The following is an 18445-nucleotide window of genomic DNA, read 5'->3' on the forward strand; positions in this document are numbered from 1 at the left end:
CATGACATACCGCCCGCTCAGCGTCCCCGGCGCGTGGGAGATCACGCCGACCCAGCACGGTGACCCGCGGGGCGTGTTCCTGGAGGCGTTCCAGGGCGGCCCGTTCGCGGAGGCGGCCGGCCACCGGTTCGACCTGCAGCAGGCGAACCTCTCGGTGTCGGCGGCGGGCGTGCTGCGCGGGATCCACTTCGCGGACGTGCCCCCGGGCCAGGCCAAGTACGTCACGTGCCCCAAGGGCGCTGTGCTGGACGTCGTGGTCGACATCCGCGTGGGGTCGCCGACCTTCGGCACCTGGGACTCCGTGCTGCTGGACGACGTCGACCGCCGCGCGATCTACCTCGGCGAGGGCCTCGGTCACGCGTTCCTCTCGCTGGAGGACGACTCGACGGTGATGTACCTGTGCTCGACCGGGTACTCGCCCGGTCGCGAGCACGGCATCCACCCGCTGGACCCGGAGGTCGGCATCGACTGGCCGACGCAGGGGCGCGACGGCTCGCCGCTGACCCCGCAGCTGTCGGACAAGGACCTCGCGGCTCCGTCGCTCGCCGACGCCCGCGCGGCCGGCCTGCTGCCGGACCACGCGACCGTGCAGGCGTACCTGGCCGGCCTGGCCTGACCGGCCCGCGCAGCAGCTCCTCCGGCGCTGGTCGCCCCGTCCTCAGCGGCGGGCGGCCAGCGCCTGCTCGTAGGCGGCGACGTGCGCCCGCGCGGCGGCCTGCCAGGTGAAGGTGCCGGCCCGCTCCGTCGCGGCCGCCGCGAGGTGCACCCGGCGCGGGGCGTCGTCCAGCAGCTCCCGCAGCGCGACCGCGATCTGCCCCGCGGCCGTCCCCGTGTAGGCCACGGCGTCCCCGCCGACCTCGGGCAGCGAGAGCTCCCGCGTGGTCAGGACGGCGGCGCCGCAGGCCATCGCCTCGAGCACCGGCAGCCCGAACCCCTCGCCGAGGCTCGGGTACGCGAGCACCGCGGCACCGGACAGCAGCCCGGCCAGGTCGCCGAGCGGCAGGTAGCCGGTGCGCAGCAGCCGCAGCCCCGCGGGCACCGCCGCGATCGCGGCGTCCACCCGGGTGTCCCAGCCGGCGCCACCGGCCAGCACCAGCGCCGGCGGCGTGCCCGGCAGGCCGGCGCACGCCTGGACCCACGCCTCGATCAGCGCGGGGACGTTCTTGCGGGGCTCGAGGGTCCCGAGGAACGCGACGTACGGCTCGTCCTCGGCCAGGCCCACCGCGGCCCGGACGCGGGCCCGCTCCGCGGCGTCGACCGGGTGGAAGATCGCGGTGTCCACGCCGTGGTACGCCACCGTGAACCGTGCGGGGTCGCCGTGCACGTACCGGACCACCTCGTCGCGCGTGGCCCGGGACGGCACCACCAGCGCGGCCGCCCGGCGGACCGCGAGCCGGGTCCAGGTGCGGAAGAACCGCGCCTTGACCGGCGAGTGCAGCTGCGGGTGGCTGAAGAACGTGGCGTCGTGCAGCGTCGCCACCACGGGGACCGGGGCGGCGAGCGGGACGGTGTAGTGCGGGCTGTGCAGCAGGTCGGTGCGGCCGGAGCGCGCGAGCGCCGGCAGCCCCGACTGCTCCCACGCCAGCCGGGCCGGCCGGCGCTCGACGACCGCCGGGACCGTGACGACGTCGGCGGCGGGCACGAGCGCGGCGGTCTGGTCGGCGTCCCGGGCCTGGCACACCACCCGCAGGTCCACCCCCTCGTCCGCCAGCGCCGGGAGAAGGGCGTCGACGTAGCGGCCGACGCCGCCCCGGTCGGCGGGGATGGCCGTCGCATCGAACAGAACTCGCACCGGCACATCGTAGGTGCGCCGCGCCGGGCCGGGGATGCGGGAGGATGTCCGCCATGCACCCCGCGATCCCCGGCACGCCCGCATGACGGCCGCCACCCCGCAGGAGCTGGCGCCCGCCCGCACCGACGTCCGTCCGGCGCCCACCGCGCGGCTCGGCCGCTGGCAGGGGCACCAGCTGGACCCGCGCCGCAACGGCCTCAACGTCGTCCGGCTGGGCCTGGCGGCCCTGGTGCTGCACGCGCACGCCTACTACATCGCCGGGCGCGGCGAGGGCCCGCACGTGGACGGCGAGAACCTCGGCGGCTGGGCGGTCTTCGGCTTCTTCGCGGTCAGCGGCTACCTCATCACGGGCAGCCGGTGGCGCAACCCGCTGTCGACCTACCTCGTGCACCGCGTCGCGCGCATCCTGCCCGCGTTCGTGGTCTGCCTCGTCGTGATGGTCGTGGTCTTCGGTCCGATCGGCTTCCTCGCCGCGCACGGGACGCTGGACGGCTACCTGACCACCAGCACGACGCCCGCGAACTACGTGTTCAGCAACCTGTTCCTGCGGATCAACGTGTACGACGTCGCCGGGACGCCCGCCGGCGTGCCGTACCCGGGCGCCTGGAACGGCTCGCTGTGGAGCCTCTACTACGAGTTCCTCTGCTACCTGGTCGTGGGTGTGCTGGCCCTGGTCGGCTTCGTCCGGCGCAGCACCTGGGCGCTCGCCGGGGCCTGGCTGCTGTCGGTCCTCGGCCACGCGGGCTGGGCGCACGGCGTCGGCACGCTGCTCGGCGGCAACTACGACGCCCAGCTGCTGCTCAAGCTGCTGCCGCTGTTCCTGGGTGGCGCGCTGGTCGAGCGGCTGCGGCACCGGCTGCCCATGAGCGCCGTCGCCGCGGCGGTGTCGGTCGCCGTGGTGGCCGGTGCCGTCTGGCTGCTGGACGGCTGGGGCGCCCAGCTCACCGCGCCGTTCCTCGCCTACGCCCTGATCTGGTTCGGCTCGGTGCTGCCGATCCCGGGGCTGCTCCGCCGGCACGACGTGTCCTACGGCGTGTACATCTACGCCTTCCCGGTGCAGCAGCTGCTGGTCCTGGGCGGGGCGGACACGCTGCCCCTGGCGGTCTTCGACGTCCTGGCGCTGGCCGCGACGGCACCCCTGGCGATCGCGAGCTGGCTGCTCGTCGAGCGGCCCGCGATGCGCTGGGCCCGCCGCTCGACGACGGCCACCGCGCAGCCCGCCCCCGCCACGGTCTGACGCGGGGGCGGGCGGGCGGTCAGGCGCCCTGCTGCTCGTCGACCCAGCGGGCGAGCCGGTCGACGCCCTCGGCCAGCGACACCTGCGGGGCCCAGCCCAGGGCCTCGGCCGCCCGGGTGACGTCGGCCCACGCGTGCCGGACGTCGCCCTGCCGGTACTGGCCGGTGACGTGCGGAGCGGGCGCGCCGTAGAACTGCGCGATCAGCTGCGCGGCGTCGGCGATCGTCTGGTGCTCCCCCGAGCCGATGTCGATCGGGTCGCTGCCCGGTGCCGGCGCGGTGGTCGCGGCCAGCAGCGCCCGGGCGACGTCGTCCACCAGGACGAAGTCGCGCCGCACGGCGCCGTCCTCGTACAGCGGGATCGAGGTCCCCTCGCGGGCCAGGCGGCAGAACAGCGCCATGATCCCGGTGTAGGAGTTGGTCAGCGACTGGCCGGGCCCGTAGACGTTCTGCAGCCGCAGGACGACCGCCTCGACGCCCTCGGAGTTCGCCCACGAGGTGATGATGTGCTCCTGCGCCAGCTTGGTGGCGCCGTAGACGCTGACCGGTGCCGGGCGGGTGGTCGCGGCCGACATCGCCACCGGCTCCGCGCCGGGGAAGTCCCACTCGTGCCGCTCGAGGATCTCCGCGGTGCGCTGCCCCGGCAGGAACAGCGAGCCGTCGGCGCGGCGCCAGGCGCCCTCGCCGTAGACGGCGCGGCTGCTGGACAGCACGATCCGGCGCGGGCGGACACCGGCGCGGCGCAGGCCGTCCAGCATCTGGGTCGTGCCGACCACGTTGGCCTCGGCGTGCCGGGTGGACTCGGTGAGCGACTGCCCGGTGCCGGTCTCGGCCGCGAGGTGGACCACCACGTCCGGGCGGACGTCGGCGAGCAGCGCGTCCCACGCGGCCGGGTCGGTGACGTCGCCGACGACGAGCTCCACGCCCTCGGCCAGGTCGGCCGGGCGCTCGGGGCGGGCGTGCACCTGCGGGTGCAGGTTGTCGAGCGCGACCACGCGCCCGAACGTGCGCACCAGGTCCGCGGACATCGTCGTGCCGATGAAGCCCGCCCCGCCCGTGACGAGGACCGTCTCCTCCTGGGGCGTGCGGGCGGGCGTGGGCGCGTTCACTGCGGGGTCCTCTCGTCGGGTGCCGGCGGGTCGTCCGCCGTGCGTCGGTGTCGGGTCGGCGGTCACGGGCGCATGGGCCCGAAGGCGTGCCGGAGCATCGTGCTGACGCCGGCGCGCCCGGTGCGCGCCGCACGCGGCAGCAGCGTGAGCGCGTGCAGGCGCGAGGTCACGGCGAGGCGGGCGGCGCGCGCCGCCCGGTGCCAGCCCTGCGCGTCGCACCGCGCCGCCACGTGCGCGAAGTACGCGCGCTCGCCGCGGAACCGGCGGCCGTCGAGCAGCGACGCGGACGACGCGCTGTGGCCGTGCCGGCGGTACCGGAAGCAGACGGCGGGCTCGAGCACGAGCTGCTCGCCGTCCAGCACCATGTCCATGACCAGGGCCAGGTCCTGGATCAGCGGCAGGTCGTCGAGGAACGGCGTGCGCACCAGCACGTCCCGGCGGAACACCAGCGACGGCCAGTACAGCCAGTCGCCGTGCATGAGGTTGGCGGCGAGCGGCTCGCCCTGCAGCACCCGGGTGCCGCTCGCGCGCGGCCGGACGACGTCCTGCTTCACGCGGTCCGCGAGCGGGCGCACCACCCGGCCGTGCTCGTCGATCACCTCGACGCCGGGCTGGATGACGGCGGCGTCCGGGAACCGGGTCCGGGCGGCCAGGACCACGTCGACGAAGTCCGGCAGCAGCACGTCGTCGCAGCCGAGGATCACCACGGACTCCTGCGTCGCCATCGACACGCAGGTGCGGTAGTTCGCGGTGATGCCCTCGTTGACCGGCTTGCGGACGTAGGTCACCCGGGGGTCGTCGATCGTCGCGAACCACGCCGGGACGGACTCGTCCGGGTAGGCGTCGTCGACCACGGTGAGCAGCCAGTCGCCGTTGCGCTGGGCCAGCACGCTCGCCACCGTCTCGCGGAGGAGGGCGGGGTCGCCCCAGTACGGGACGAAGATGTCGAGCGGCATGCAGGGCCTTCCGTGACGGGCGGGTGACATGGGCCAGACTAGAGGCGCCGCGCCCGGCGGCCGACCCGACCCGGAGGAAGAACCCCTGTGACCGACTCGTCCACCGCCCTCCCGCGCGTCGCGCTCTCCATGCTGACGCTGGTCCCCGGGGGGATGGGCGGGACGGAGACGTACGCGCGGGAGCTCGGCCGGGAGCTGGCGACGTCGACCCGGGTGCGGGCGTCCGTGCTGCTGCCGGCCGCCGCCGCGGGCTTCGTCCCGGACCTCCCGGAGGCGCTCGCGCCGGAGATCACGCCGGGGCCGTCGACGGCGGCGCGGGTCCGCACGCTCGCGACCTCCGTGCGGCACCGGGACCGCCTGCTGGGCCGTGCACCGGCGGGCGCGGTGGTGCACTACCCGTTCACCGCGACGGTGCCGCTCCCCCGCCGCGGCGACCGCGTCGTCCAGTCGCTGCACGACGTCCAGCACCTCGACATGCCGCACCTGTTCTCCCGCGCGGAGCTCGCGTACCGCCGGCTGTACTACGACCGGGCGGCACGCCGCGCGGACCACGTGATCACGATCAGCGAGTTCAGCAAGCAGCGGATCGTGCACCACCTGGGCGTCCCGGCGGAGCGCATCACCGTCGCGCACCTGGCGGTCGACACGACGGCCTTCACCCCGCAGCTCGGTCCGCGCGAGCGGTTCCTGCTGTACCCCGCGCGCGGCTGGGCGCACAAGAACCACGCCCGGCTGCTGGAGGCGTTCGCGCTGCTGCGGACGACCGATCCCGACCTGCGGCTGGTGCTGACCGGCGGCGGGCACGAGACGCTCGGCCCGCTGCCGGACGGCGTCGAGTCCCGGGGCAACGTCCCGCGCGCCGAGCTGCTCGAGCTGTACCGGACGGCCGCCTGCCTGGTGTTCCCCAGCCTCTACGAGGGCTTCGGGATGCCGCCGATCGAGGCGATGGCGTCCGGCTGCCCGGTCGCCTCGTCGTCCGCCGGCGCGCTCGCCGAGGTGTGCGGCGACGCGGCCGTGCAGTTCGACGCGACCGACGCGCGCGCGATCGCGGACGGTGTGCGCGCCGCCCTCGCCGACGCGGCGGGCCTGCAGCGTCGCGGGCTGGACCGCGCCGGGCTGTTCACCTGGTCCGCGTGCGCGACGGCGCACGAGGACGCGTACCTGGCCGCGGCCCGGGGCAGCGCGTGACCGCCGACGCCGGGCCGGCGACCGGGCCCGCGACCGGAGGGTCCGCCCGGGTCGGCGGCGTCGGGCTCGCGTCCCTGGTCGCCGCGGCGGCGGGGTACCTGGTGCTGCTGGTGGCGGCGCGGGTGCTCACCCCCGCCCAGAACGCGGACTTCCTCGCGTTCTGGGCGCTGCTGTTCTTCTTCTTCGGCGTGCTGGGCGGGCTGCAGAACGAGACCACGCGCGCCGTGCACGTCGCCCTCGCGGCGCCCGGGGGCGCGCCGGGCCGCGGCCCCCGCGTGCTGCGCGCGGGGCTGCTCGTCGGCACGGCGCTCGCGCTCGCGCTGCTCGTCACCGCGCCCCTGTGGGGCGGTGCCGTGCTCGGGTCGCGGCCGTGGCCCCTGGTCGTCGTGGTCGCGGTGTCCGTGGTCGCGTTCGCCGGGCACGCCGCCGTGGCCGGCGCGCTCGCGGGCAGCGGGGCGTGGTCCGCCTACGCCCGGCTGGTCGGCACGGAGTCCGTCGTGCGGCTCGGTCTGACCGGCGTCGCGGCGGCCGTCGGCCTCGGTACCGCGGGGATGGCGGCCGGCGCCGGCTTCGCGGCCGCGACCTGGCTCGGGTTCTCCGCGGTGCCGGCCGTCCGCGCCGCGCGGGCGCTGCAGGTCGGCGTGCCGGGCCGGGCGTTCGCCGGGGCGACCGCGCAGGCGATGGCCGGCGCCGCGGCCAGCGCCGCCCTGGTGGTGGGGTTCCCGGTCCTGCTGCGGCTCACGACCCCGGCCGACGTGTACGAGCTGGCCGCCCCGCTGCTGATGGCCGTCCAGCTCACCCGGGCGCCGCTGCTGATCCCGCTCAACGCCTACCAGGGCGTGGCGATCACGCACTTCCTGGCGCACCGGGACCGCGGCGCGCGGCCCCTGCTGCAGGTGGCGGCGGTGGTGCTGGGCGTCGGCGCGGTCGGGGCGGGTGCGGCGGCCCTCGTGGGTCCGTGGCTGATGGCCACCGTCCTCGGCCCGGACTACCGCGTCGCCGGGGGCGTCCTCGCCGCCCTGACGGCGAGCGCGTGCGCGCTGGCGCTGCTGACCCTCACCGGCGCCGCGCTGCTGGCGCTGGGACGGCACCGCGCGTACGCCGCCGGCTGGCTGGTGGCCACCGCGGTGTCCGCCGCCGTCCTGCTCGCGCCCTGGTCGATCGAGGTGCGGGCCGTCGTCAGCCTCGCGGCGGGCCCGCTGGTCGGCGTGCTCGTGCACGCCGTGGCGGTGCGCCGTGCGACCGCCGGGCACCGCTAGGATGGCGCGCATGCTTTCCGCCAGCAGCGCGCGGATGCTCGTCATCGTGCCGGCCTGGAACGAGCAGGACACCGTGGCCAGCGTCGTGTCCGAGCTCCGCTCCGCCGTCCCGGACGCCGACGTCCTCGTCGTCGACGACGGCTCCGCCGACCGCACAGCCGAGCAGGCGGACCGCGCGGGCGCCCTGGTGCTCGAGCTGCCGATCAACCTGGGCGTGGGCGGCGCGATGCGCGCCGGCTACACCTACGCGATGCGGCACGGCTACGACCTGGCCGTGCAGGTGGACGCCGACGGCCAGCACGACCCGCGCGAGATCCCCCGGCTGCTCGCCGAGATGCAGCAGGAGCAGGCGGACATCGTCATCGGGGCGCGGTTCGCCGGGGTGGGCAGCTACGAGGCACGCGGCCCGCGACGGTGGTCCATGCGGCTGCTCGCCGGTGTGCTGTCCCGCGTCTGCGGCACCCGCCTGACCGACGCGACGTCCGGGTTCAAGATGAGCAGCCGCCGCGCCATCACCCTGTTCTCCACCAACTACCCCGCGGAGTACCTGGGCGACACGGTCGAGTCGCTGGTGATCGCCGCCCGCGCAGGCCTGGTCGTGCGCCAGGTCGGCGTGGCGATGCGACCGCGGGCCGGCGGCACGCCGTCGCACTCCCCCGTGCGCGCCGCGGTGTTCCTGGCCCGCGCGGCGCTGGCGCTCCTCATCGCGCTGTCGCGGCCGACCGTCCCCGCCCAGCCCGCGCTCGACATCGAGGCACCCGCATGAGGCTCACCGTCGTCGCGATCGTCGTCTGCCTGGCGCTGGTGCTGTCGCTGCTGCACCTGCTGCGGACGCGCCGCATCCGCGAGAAGTACGCCGCCGTGTGGATCGTCCTGACCCTGGCCGTCGTCGTGATCGGGGTGTTCCCCGGTCTCGCGTTCTGGCTCTCCGACCTGGTGGGCGTGCAGACACCCGCGAACCTGGTGTTCGCCCTGGCGAGCCTGGTGCTGCTCGCCGTGTGCATCCAGCTCAGCACCGAGGTGTCCGCGCTCGAGGAGGAGACCCGCACCCTCGCCGAGGAGGTCGCGCTGCTCCGCCTGGACGTCCGCCAGCACCTGGTCCGCGTGCAGGAGCACCAGCACCGGCCGGACAGCAGCCCGCCGGCCGCAGGGCCCGGCGACCAGCCCAGCCAGGAGGACGCCCGGTGAGGTCGCACGACAAGGTCTTCTGGGGCTGGTGGGCGGTCCTGTTCCTGCTGTCGTCCCTGTGGGCACTGGCCAACCCGCTCATGGCGTCGCCGGACGAGCCCGCGCACACCGTCAAGGCCGCGGCCGTGGCGCGCGGGCAGCTGCTCGGCGAGGACACCCAGGGCGGCACCGCCGTCGACGTCCCGTACTTCTACCGCCTGGTCACGGCCTACCCCACGTGCTACATGTTCGTGCCCGACGAGCCCGCCGGCTGCGACATCGTGCCGACGGAGGAGCTCGACGCCGCGTCGGACGCCGTCACCCCGGCCGGCCGGTACAACCCGCTGTACTACTCGGTGGTCGGGCTGCCGACGCTGCTCCCCGCCGGTGACGGCGCCCTCTACGCGATGCGGATCCTGTCGGCGGCGCTGACCACCTTCTTCGTCGCGCTCGGACTGCGCGCGCTCGCCCAGACGGGGCCCGCCCCCTGGGCCGTGCCCGGCCTGGCGGGCGCGCTCACCCCGATGGTCGTGTTCCTGACCTCGACGGTGAACCCCGCCGCGATCGAGATCACCGCGGCCTTCGCGCTGTGGAGCCTGCTGCTCGCGCTGCTGCGCCACCCCGATCCCGCGCTCGTCCGCAGCCGGATGTGGTGGGTCGCCCTGGCGACGACGTTCTTCGTCAACGCCCGCGGGCTGTCGCTGCTGTACTGCGCGGTACTGGTGGCCGCCGTCCTGCTCGTCTCGCCGTGGCGCTCGTTCCTCGACGTGGTCCGCACCCGTGCCGCCTGGCCGCCGCTGGCCGTCGTCGTCCTGGCGTGCGTCGCCGCCGCCGGCTGGGTGGTCGGCACCAACTCCCTGGGCTCCGGCGACGCCGTGAACCACCCGGACCTGACGTTCGTGCCCGCCGCGAAGCTGACGTTCTTCGCGTGGGACGGGTTCGTGCTCAACATGGTGGGCCAGTTCGGCTGGATGGACACGCCCCTGGAGGGCTGGGTGCTGATGGCGTTCGCCGCCGGGTCCGCGTTCGTCGTGCTCGCCGCCCTGGCGGTCGGCCGCTGGCGGGACCGCGCCGGCGTCGTGGCCGTCGCCGCCGCGACGTTCGCGCTGCCGGTGGTCGTGCACGCCTCGCAGGCGCACTTCCTCGGCTTCATCTGGCAGGGGCGCTACATCCTGCCCGTCGCGATCGGCGTCCCCGTGCTCGCCGCGTACGTGCTGCACGGCCGGTCGCAGGAGGTGCCCGTCGCGTGGGCCCCGGCCGTCCGGCGGATCGGCGCCCAGGTCGCCGTCGTGCTGGGCGCCCTGCTCGCGTTCGTCCAGCTCGCCGCGTTCCTGGAGAACCTGCACCGGTACGTGAACGGCGAGACCGGGGGCTGGTTCTCGCTCGCACCGGACGCGTGGCTGCCGCCGGTGCCGCTCGCCCTGCTCCTGCCGCTCGGGCTCGTCGCGACCGTCGCGTTCGGCGTCCTGGTCGCGTGGACCGCCCGGCAGCCCGGACCGCACCCGGCGGTCCCGGCTCCCGGCGGAGAGAGCGTGGCCGCCGATGAGCACGCCACCGCCGCGCCGGGCCGTGACCTCCCCGACCCGGACACCCGGGACGACCGCCCGGCAGGACCAGGACGCCCCGCGGTGGGCTCGGTCGGGTCCGCCGGGTGACCGTGCGCTCGGTCAGCGTCGTGGTCGTCACGTGGAACGGGCTCGACCTCACGCAGCGGTGCCTCGACTCGCTCGGCCGGCAGCAGGTCCCGGGCCGGGAGGTCGAGGTGGTGGTCGTCGACAACGGCTCGACGGACGGCACCGTGGCGGCGCTGCGCGCCCGGGGTGACGTGCGCGTGGTCCCGCTGGGGCGCAACACCGGGTTCGCCGGCGGCGTCAACGCCGGGGTCGCGGCGACCTCGGGCGACGTCGTCGTCCTGCTGAACAACGACGCCGTGGCGGAGCCGGGGTACCTGGAGCACCTGGTCGCACCGTTCGACGCCGAGCACGGCGGGCACGGCGGGCACGGCGTGGACGGCGCGCGGCTCGGCGCCACGACCGGCCGTGTCGTGCTCAGCGGGCGGTTCCGGTCCGGCGCGCCCGGCGAGCCCGGCCTGGTGGACCACGCCGGGGGCACCTGGGTCCGCACCGACGACGCGTCGGGTGCGCTGCTGCTGAACAGCACCGGCAACGAGGTCACCCGCTCGGGGAACGGCCGGGACCGCGACTGGCTGGCGCCCGCGTCGGCGCCCGCCGCACCCGCGGCGGTGTTCGGGTTCAACGGCGGCAGCGCCGCGATCGCCCGCGCCGCGCTCGAGGACGCCGGCCCGCTCGACGAGTCCCTGTTCATGTACTACGAGGACACGGAGCTGTCCTGGCGCCTGCGCCGCCGGGGCTGGGCGGTGGCGCACGTGCACGACGCCGTCACCGTGCACGACCACGCGGGCTCCTCCGACGCGACGTCCGCGTTCTTCCGGGACCACAACGAGCGCAACCGCCTGCTCGTCGTCCTCGTGCACGCCCCCGTGCCCGTCGTCGCCCGGGCGTTCGCCCGCAGCCTCGCGCGCGTCGTCCTCGGCCCGGAGCGACGGCGCCGCGCCACGGTGCTGGCGCGGGTGCTCGGCAGGACGCCCGGTGCGCTGCGACGGCGCCGCACGGTGGACCGCGCAGCACGCGTCCCGCGCGCGGACGTCGCGGCGCTGCTGGTGCCGGACGGGTCGCCCGCGTGACGGCGCCGGTGCACGTCGGCGTCACGGTCGAGCAGTCCTGGCAGCGGGTCCCAGGCGGGTCCGCGGCCTACACGGTCGCGCTGCTCGAGGCGCTGCGGGAGCGGGACGACGTCCGCCTGACCGGGCTCGCGGCCGCCCACCGGCACCCCGCGCCCGAGGAGTACCGGTCCCCGGTGCCCGTCCGGTCCATGGGGCTGCCGCGCTACCCGCTGTACCGCGCGTGGAACTGGCTGGGCGCCCCGCGGCCCGAGTGGGCGGTGCGCGGGCTCGACGTCGTGCACGCCTCCACGTGGGCCATCCCGCCGACGTCCCGGCCGCTGGTCGTGACGGTGCACGACGTCGCGTTCCTGCGCGACCCCGGGCACTTCACCCCCCGCGGCGTCTCCTTCTTCACCCGCGCGCTCGACCGGACCCGCCGCGAGGCCGCCGCGGTCGTGGTCCCGTCGCGCGCGACGGCCGACGACTGCGTCGCCGCCGGCATCACCGCCGAGCGCGTGCACGTCGTCCCGCACGGCGCGCCGCGCTGGACCGTCGGTCCCGACGAGGTCGCCGAGGTCCGGGCCCGGCTCGGGCTGCCCGAGCGGTTCGTCCTGTGGTGCGGCACCCTCGAGCCCCGCAAGAACGTCGGCGGGCTGCTCGCGGCCTTCGCGGAGCTGGCCGAGCGCGACCCCGCGGTGCACCTGGTGCTGGTCGGTCCGCCCGGCTGGGGGGACCTGCCGACCCGGCCGCCCGCCGGGGCGTGGGAGTCCCGCGTGCTGTCGCTGGGCCGGCTCGCCGCCGCCGACCTGCACGCCGCCTACGCCGCCGCGTCGGCGTTCTGCTTCCCCTCCACGTGGGAGGGCTTCGGGCTGCCGGTGCTCGAGTCGATGTCGGTGGGCACGCCGGTCGTCACGTCCCGCGGCACCTCGATGGCCGAGGTCGTCGGCGACGCGGGCGTGCTCGTGGACCCGCTGGACCCCACCGACGTCGCCGCCGGCCTCGAGCGCGCGCTCTCCGGCGACGGAGCGGCGCTCGGTGCGGCCGGGCGCGCGCGGTCCGCGCAGTTCCGCTGGGCCGACGCGGCCGAGCAGCACGCCGCCGTCTACCGCGCGGTCGCCCGCTGACCACGACGGCCGGCCCCGGCCCCACCCTCCGACCCGCCCCGGCACGAAAGCGAGCGCGCGTGGACATCCTCGTCGTCACGACCTCCGGCACCGCGGCACGGGCACGGTCCACCGTGCGCTCCGCCCTGCCCTTCGGTGCGGTGACCGTCCTGGACCTCGACGGGGGCTACCGGCCCGTCGGCGAGGAGCACGTGCAGGGGCCGGACGGGGTCCCGGTCACCACGACGGAGCTGCACCGGTGGGCGGTGCGGCACCCGCTGGACGTGGTCCGGTCCCGCGCCGCGCAGCGCCACCTCGCGCACCGCGACCCGGGGAGCCGCGCGGTGGTGGTGGTCGAGCCCGGCGTGCTGCTGCTGTCCGCACCGGACCGGCTGGTGGCCGCGGCCGCGGAGGCGGGTCTCGCCCTGGTCGCCCGGGCGGGTCGCCTGCCCGACGACCGCCGGGAGCCGACGCCCGCGGACCTGCTGGCGGCCGGGCCGCACAGCCCCGCGCTGCTGGCGGTGCGGCCGGACCGCGGCGACGCGCTCGCCGCCTGGGCGGACGGGCTGCGCGCGACGGACGACGTGGCCGCCTGGCCGCAGCTGGCGGCCGGGACGGTGCCGCACGCGGTCCTGCGGGACCCCGCCGTGCTCGTCTCCTCCTGGTCGCTGCTGCCCGAGCACGTCGTGGCCGACGGCGACCGGGCCGGGTTGCTGCTGGACGACCGCCCGGTCACCGCCCTCGACCTGACCCGGGCGGACCCCGCGGTCCCGTGGCTGCTGGACGCCGGCGTCTCCGGGGACCCGCGGGCCCGGCTGAGCGAGCACCCCGCCCTCGCGGCCCGCGTCGCGACCGCCCTGGCCCGGCTCGCCGAGGACGAGGTGACGTCGCCCCCGGGGGCCGAGACCTGGGCCCGGACGTCGCTGGGCGGCCGGGTCGACGCCCCGCTGCGCGCGCTGTACGCGGTGTCGGACGACGCGCCCGACCCCTTCGACCCGACGCAGCGCGCGGCGCTGCTCGACTGGCTCACCGCGCCCGCCGCCGACGGCGGCCCCGGCCGGTACCTGCGCGCCGTGCGGGCCGGCCGGCCGGACCTGGCCGGGTTCTTCGCCGGCGTGCCCGGCCGCGACGAGGAGGCCTATGTCGCGTGGGCGGTGGAGCACGCGGCCACGGAGGGCTTCGACGAGGACCTGGTCGCCGAGTCGGTCCGGCGCTGGACCGCCCCGCCGGCACCACCCGCGACGTACGAGCCGGGCGTGAACGTCGTGGGGTTCCTCCGTGGCGAGCTCGGCATCGGGGAGTCCGCCCGGCTGCTCGTCCAGGCGCTCGACGCCGCCGGCGTGCCCCGGGCCACCGTGCCGGTCGACACCCACCTGAGCAGCCGCCAGCGCCCGGCCGACGGACCGCCGGCGGTGCGCCGCGCTCCCCTCGCGACCACGGTGCTCTGCGTCAACTCGGACCTGACGCCGACCGTCGCGTCGACCCTGCCCGTCGCGTACGACGGCACCTACCGGATCGGCATGTGGTACTGGGAGGTGGAGGAGTTCCCGGCGTCCCAGCACGGCGGTCTGGCCGCGGTCGACGAGGTGTGGGTCGCGACGGACTTCGTCCGCGCCGCCGTCGAGCCGCACACCACGCTGCCCGTGCGCACGCTGACGCCACCGCTGCCGCAGCGTCCGGCGACGGGTCCCGCGCTGTCCCGCGCGGAGCTGGGGCTGCCGGACGGCCCCCTCTTCCTGTTCGCCTTCGACTTCCTCAGCACCGCCGAGCGCAAGAACCCGCTGGGGCTCGTCGACGCCTTCTGCGCGGCGTTCGGCCCGGAGGACGGTCCCGTGCTGGTCGTGAAGTCGATCAACGCCGACCAGCGGCCCGCCGACGCCGAGCGGCTGCGGCTGCGCGTGGCGGCGCTGCCGCACGTGCGCCTGGTCGAGGAGTACCTGGACGCCGACGCCCGGGACGCCCTGATGGCGGCGTGCGACTGCTACGTGTCGCTGCACCGCAGCGAGGGCCTCGGGCTCACGATGGCGGAGGCCATGGCGTGGGGGAAGCCCGTCATCGCGACCCGCTACAGCGGCAACCTGCAGTTCATGACGGACGCCAACAGCTACCTGGTCGACTGGACGCCCGCACCGGTGCCGGCGCACGCCGCGCCCTACCCGGCCGGCTCCACCTGGGCCGACCCCGACCTGGCGCACGCCGCCCGCCTCATGCGCGAGGTCGTCGCCGACCCGGCCGGTGCCGCCGCGCGCGGCGCGCAGGCGGCGCGGGACGTCGCCGAGCTGCACTCCCCCGCTGCGGCCGGCGCGGCGATCGCGGCCCGGCTGGCCGAGATCGCCGACCGGCCGCAGGCCGCACCGGCGTCCGCGCCGCGCCGGCTGCTCGGGCGGCTGCGGCCGGGACGGGACTGAGACGACGCGACCCGGTCCGGGCGGGTGCCCGGACCGGGTCGGTGGTCCTGCCGGTGCGCGGTCAGGCGCCCCCGGCCATGCGGCGCACCCGGCCGGCGGCGCGCCGGGAGACCTCGCCGAGCCCGCCCGCGCGCAGGTAGTCCCGCGCGAGGGCCAGATCGGCCCGGACGCTCGGTCGCGGGCGGATGTCGGGCACGCGCTCCGCCCGCTCCGCGGGTCCGCGCAGCGCGACGTCCACCGCCCGCCGGGGAGCCCGGCAGAACTCGACGAGCGGCGTGAGCACCCGCGACCAGGCGTAGTCGCCCGCGAACTCCCGCACGGCGGACCGGGCGGCGTCGGCCGCGGCGGAGTCGAAGAGCATCTCCTCGAGCGCCGCCTCCAGCGCCTCGACGTCCTCGGCCGGGACGACGCGGCCGAGGCCGTGCTCCCGGATCAGGGTCCCGAAGGTGTCGCCGTCCGTCGCGACGATCGGCAACGACGCCCACAGGTAGTCGAGGATCCGGGTGCGGAAGCTGAACGCGGTCTCGACGTGCTGGAAGTGGGTGGAGACACCCACGTCCGCGTCGAGCAGGTAGTCCGCCCGCTCCTCGTAGGGCACCCAGCCCTCGTTGAAGAAGACGTGCCGGCCGGTCAGACCGAGCTCGCGCGCCAGCTCCTGCGTCCGCCAGGCCACCTCCATGTCCGGGACCCCGGGGTTCGGGTGCTTCATCCCGAGGAAGTACAGGCGCACCTCGGGGTGGCGCTCGGCGAGCCGGGCCACCGCGCGCACCAGCGTGAGCGGGTCGAACCAGTTGTAGACGCCGCCGCCCCAGAGGATGACCTTGTCGTCCGGCCCGATCCCGTCGACCGCGCCCTTGATGCCGTGACGACGCTGGACCGGCGCCTCGTCGGCGACGCCGAACGGGACCACGGCGAGCAGGTTGTCGAGGTTCGCGTGCTCGTCGTACACGGACGGGTTCACGCGACCCTGCGCGGCCAGGTGGCCGAGCCAGAAGTCGCGCTGCTTCTCGGACGCGCACAGCAGGAAGTCGGCCCGGCGGATCTGCTCGTTGAGCAGGTCCGTGGTGGCGCGGACGGCACGCTCGCGCCCGTCGGGGCCGAGGTCCTTCGCCTGCTCCAGCTGCTCGAGGTGCATGGGGTCGTAGATGTCCGCGACGACGATCTTGTCGCTGTCCTTCAGCCAGGGCGCCTGCTCCAGCAGGAAGCCCTGGAAGATGATGACGTCGGCCCACCGCGTGGCCTCGACCAGGGCGGCCCCGTGCAGGTACTCCACCGAGAACGCCGACGACGTCCGCTTCGCGCCACCGGTCGAGACCAGCCGCACGTCGTGCTCCGCGGACAGGGCGGTCGCGACCTCCCAGGCGCGGATCGCCGGCCCGGCCATCCGCTCGAGCAGCGGCTCGCCGGTGACGACGAGCACGCGGTGCCGGCTGTTCACGTGCTCGGCGATGCCGAACGCCTCGACCAGCACGTCGTGCGCGGCCAGGTACGACGGCATGCCGTACGCGGGCTCCAGCGCCTTGCGGAACAGCGGGAACAGGTCCCGGTCGCTCCGCCGGCGGGTGGCCTGCAGCTCCCGGCGCGTCTCGAGCAGCGTCGGCAGCTGCTCGACGAAGTAGTCGATCGCGTAGGTCCCGGTCAGTGCCATCTTCGGCAGCTCGAGGCTGCCGACGTCGTCGCCGCCGGGCGAGCGCTGCAGGTCCAGCGACGTGGCGTCCACGTCCGCGCGCGCCAGGGACCGGCGGACGGCGAGCGCCATCGCCGCCGGCAGGGCGCGCGCGAGCGACTCGTCGTCGTAGTTCTTGTACATCGAGAGCAGCGCGTTGCGCTCCAGCAGGTAGCTCTCGCGGAAGTTGCCGAACTTCTTCATGGTCACGTGGTGCTTGTGGAACGCGACCGAGCCGGGGACGTACCGCACCCGGTGGCCGAGCAGGTTCAGGCGCCAGCCGAGGTCCACGTCCTCGTAGAACATGAAGAACCGCTCGTCGAACCCGCCGACCTCGCGGTACAGCTCGGCACGCACGAACATCGCCGCACCGGTGCCGAACAGCACGTCGTGCGCGGTGTCCCACTGGCCGGTGTCGGGCTTCTCGACCTCGCGCTTGTAGCCCATCCCGAACCAGGTCAGCGAGCCGTCGACGTAGTCGATCAGGCCGCCCTCCCAGTCGAGGACCTTGGACGCGACCGAGCCGACGCCCGGGTCGGCGCGCATCGCGTCGACCGCCGCGCGGACCCAGCCGCGGTCCGGGCGGGCGTCGTTGTTGATGAACGCGACGAACTCGCCGGTCGCGTGCGCGACGCCGAGGTTGCACCCCCCGGCGAACCCGGTGTTGGACCCCGCGTCCACGACGACGGCCCCCGGCACCGCAGCGCGGATCCGCTCCACGCTGCCGTCGCCGGAGTCGTTGTCGACCACGATCAGCTCGAGGTCCCCGGCGGGCCAGTCGACGTCGTCGAACGCGCGCAGGCAGGTGATCGTGTCGTCCGCACCGCGGTAGTTCACGAGGACCACGGACACCACGCCCGGCCGCACCTGCGGCCGCTTCTCCTTGCCGCTGCTCACGCCCCGGCCTCCCTCTCCACCAGCTCCAGGTCGTGGTCGACCATGCGACCGACGACCTCCTCGAAGTCCACGGTCGGGCGCCAGCCCAGCTCGCGCCGCGCCCTGCCGGGGTCGCCGACCATCACCGAGGTGTCCGCGGGCCGGAAGAACTCCGGGGCGGACTCCACGTGGCGCTCCCAGTCGTCGCCGAGCCCGGCCCGCCGCAGGGCGGCCTCCGCGAACTCGGCGACCGTGTGCGTCGACCCGGTCGCGACGACGAAGTCGCCGGCCACGTCGTGCCGGGCGGCACGGACCATCGCGTCGACGTAGTCCGGCGCCCAGCCCCAGTCGCGGCGCGCCTCCAGGTTGCCCAGCCGGATGGTGCCGGACCCCGTGCGGGCGATCTGGGCCGCGGCCGACGTGATCTTGCGGGTGACGAACATCGTCGGACGGCGGGGCGACTCGTGGTTGAACAGGATGCACGTCGCGACGTGCAGCCCCCGGCCCCGGTACACCGCCGCCGCGTGGTGCGCGTAGGCCTTGGCGGCACCGTACGGCGACACGGGGCTCAGCGGGGTCGACTCGTCCTGCGGGGACGACGGGGCGTCCCCGAAGATCTCCGAGCTGCTCGCCTGGACGAACGACACCCGCCGGCCCGTGCGCTCCTGCACGCGCGTGGCGGCGTCCAGCAGCACGGTGACCGCGAGACCGCTCAGCCGGCCGGTGAGGACCGGCTCCTTCCAGGACAGCGCGACCGAGCTGATCCCGCCGAGGTTGTAGACCTCGTCGGGCTCGACGTCGTCGAGGAGCCGCCGCAGCGACTCCTCGTCCCCGAGGTCGCCGTGGTGCAGCCGGATCCGCGGGTGCGACTCCGCGAACGCCGCCGTGGCGGCGTCCGCGGAGTGCACCAGCCCGTGGACCTCGGCACCCTCGTCGACGAGACGCTCGGCCAGGTAGCTCCCGTCCTGACCGGTGACGCCGGTGATGACGACACGTGCCACG

At 75.9% G+C, this 18445-nt stretch carries 15 protein-coding genes; 10 read left to right on the plus strand and 5 right to left on the minus strand.

Annotation, left to right across the window (positions count from 1 at the left end):
- Position 1: 1 nt before the first annotated feature.
- Positions 2–616 (plus strand): dTDP-4-dehydrorhamnose 3,5-epimerase family protein, encoded by a 615-nt coding sequence (locus AC1050_RS05850; RefSeq protein WP_482386419.1) that lies wholly within the window; start codon positions 2–4, stop codon positions 614–616.
- A 42-nt stretch (positions 617–658) separates the two neighbouring features.
- Here AC1050_RS05850 and AC1050_RS05855 read toward each other — a convergent pair whose 3' ends face one another.
- On the minus strand, positions 659–1792 hold the full coding sequence (locus AC1050_RS05855) for a glycosyltransferase family 4 protein (protein WP_482386420.1): 1134 nt from the start codon (positions 1790–1792) through the stop codon (positions 659–661).
- An 82-nt stretch (positions 1793–1874) separates the two neighbouring features.
- Here AC1050_RS05855 and AC1050_RS05860 point away from each other — a divergent pair, with 82 nt between their 5' ends.
- A complete protein-coding gene (locus AC1050_RS05860; protein ID WP_482386421.1) occupies positions 1875–3029 on the plus strand; it encodes an acyltransferase family protein in 1155 nt (384 codons plus the stop codon).
- Between the two features lie 19 nt (positions 3030–3048).
- On the opposite strand, the gene AC1050_RS05865 is transcribed toward AC1050_RS05860, so the two are convergent.
- On the minus strand, positions 3049–4137 hold the full coding sequence (locus AC1050_RS05865; RefSeq protein ID WP_482386422.1) for an NAD-dependent epimerase/dehydratase family protein: 1089 nt from the start codon (positions 4135–4137) through the stop codon (positions 3049–3051).
- A 62-nt stretch (positions 4138–4199) separates the two neighbouring features.
- Complete coding sequence (locus AC1050_RS05870) at positions 4200–5093, minus strand: glycosyltransferase (protein ID WP_482386423.1); 894 nt, start codon at positions 5091–5093, stop codon at positions 4200–4202.
- 87 nt (positions 5094–5180) lie between these two features.
- Here AC1050_RS05870 and AC1050_RS05875 point away from each other — a divergent pair, with 87 nt between their 5' ends.
- Genes AC1050_RS05875 through AC1050_RS05910 form a run of 8 tightly spaced genes read left to right on the plus strand, consistent with a single transcriptional unit; the run spans position 5181 to position 14901 of the window.
- Complete coding sequence (locus AC1050_RS05875) at positions 5181–6281, plus strand: glycosyltransferase family 4 protein (RefSeq protein ID WP_482386424.1); 1101 nt, start codon at positions 5181–5183, stop codon at positions 6279–6281.
- Positions 6278–7540: a hypothetical protein gene (locus AC1050_RS05880; RefSeq protein WP_482386425.1), complete on the plus strand. Its 1263-nt coding sequence runs from the start codon at positions 6278–6280 to the stop codon at positions 7538–7540. The genes AC1050_RS05875 and AC1050_RS05880 overlap by 4 nt, the downstream gene beginning before the upstream one ends.
- Positions 7541–7550: 10 nt before the next feature.
- Positions 7551–8306: a glycosyltransferase family 2 protein gene (locus AC1050_RS05885; RefSeq protein ID WP_482386426.1), complete on the plus strand. Its 756-nt coding sequence runs from the start codon at positions 7551–7553 to the stop codon at positions 8304–8306.
- Positions 8303–8728 carry a DUF2304 domain-containing protein gene (locus tag AC1050_RS05890; RefSeq protein WP_482386427.1) on the plus strand — a complete coding sequence of 142 codons (426 nt, stop codon included), beginning with the start codon at positions 8303–8305 and terminating at the stop codon, positions 8726–8728. Before AC1050_RS05885 ends, AC1050_RS05890 begins: the two co-directional genes overlap by 4 nt.
- Complete coding sequence (locus AC1050_RS05895) at positions 8725–10362, plus strand: DUF2142 domain-containing protein (RefSeq protein WP_482386428.1); 1638 nt, start codon at positions 8725–8727, stop codon at positions 10360–10362. Before AC1050_RS05890 ends, AC1050_RS05895 begins: the two co-directional genes overlap by 4 nt.
- Complete coding sequence (locus AC1050_RS05900; RefSeq protein WP_482386429.1) at positions 10359–11411, plus strand: glycosyltransferase family 2 protein; 1053 nt, start codon at positions 10359–10361, stop codon at positions 11409–11411. The genes AC1050_RS05895 and AC1050_RS05900 overlap by 4 nt, the downstream gene beginning before the upstream one ends.
- Positions 11408–12514, plus strand: coding sequence for a glycosyltransferase family 4 protein (locus AC1050_RS05905; RefSeq protein WP_482386430.1), 1107 nt, complete (start codon positions 11408–11410; stop codon positions 12512–12514). Before AC1050_RS05900 ends, AC1050_RS05905 begins: the two co-directional genes overlap by 4 nt.
- Positions 12515–12573: 59 nt before the next feature.
- Entirely contained in the window at positions 12574–14901 is a 2328-nt protein-coding gene (locus tag AC1050_RS05910) for a glycosyltransferase (protein ID WP_482386431.1), read from the plus strand.
- Positions 14902–14962: 61 nt separating this feature from the next.
- Here AC1050_RS05910 and AC1050_RS05915 read toward each other — a convergent pair whose 3' ends face one another.
- Entirely contained in the window at positions 14963–17464 is a 2502-nt protein-coding gene (locus tag AC1050_RS05915) for a glycosyltransferase (RefSeq protein WP_482386432.1), read from the minus strand.
- Entirely contained in the window at positions 17461–18444 is a 984-nt protein-coding gene (locus AC1050_RS05920; protein WP_482386433.1) for a GDP-mannose 4,6-dehydratase, read from the minus strand. The genes AC1050_RS05915 and AC1050_RS05920 overlap by 4 nt, the downstream gene beginning before the upstream one ends.
- Between the last annotated feature and the right edge of the window lies 1 nt (position 18445).

The organism is Cellulomonas sp. NEAU-ZC6 (genome assembly GCF_056844425.1).

What these genes read in the sequence shown, in the direction of transcription:
- AC1050_RS05850 (WP_482386419.1), top strand. Translation starts at nt 2, where the DNA reads ATGACATACCGCCCGCTCAGCGTCCCCGGCGCGTGGGAGATCACGCCG.
- AC1050_RS05860 (WP_482386421.1), top strand. Translation starts at nt 1,875, where the DNA reads ATGACGGCCGCCACCCCGCAGGAGCTGGCGCCCGCCCGCACCGACGTC.
- AC1050_RS05870 (WP_482386423.1), bottom strand. Translation starts at nt 5,093, where the DNA reads ATGCCGCTCGACATCTTCGTCCCGTACTGGGGCGACCCCGCCCTCCTC.
- AC1050_RS05885 (WP_482386426.1), top strand. Translation starts at nt 7,551, where the DNA reads ATGCTTTCCGCCAGCAGCGCGCGGATGCTCGTCATCGTGCCGGCCTGG.
- AC1050_RS05890 (WP_482386427.1), top strand. Translation starts at nt 8,303, where the DNA reads ATGAGGCTCACCGTCGTCGCGATCGTCGTCTGCCTGGCGCTGGTGCTG.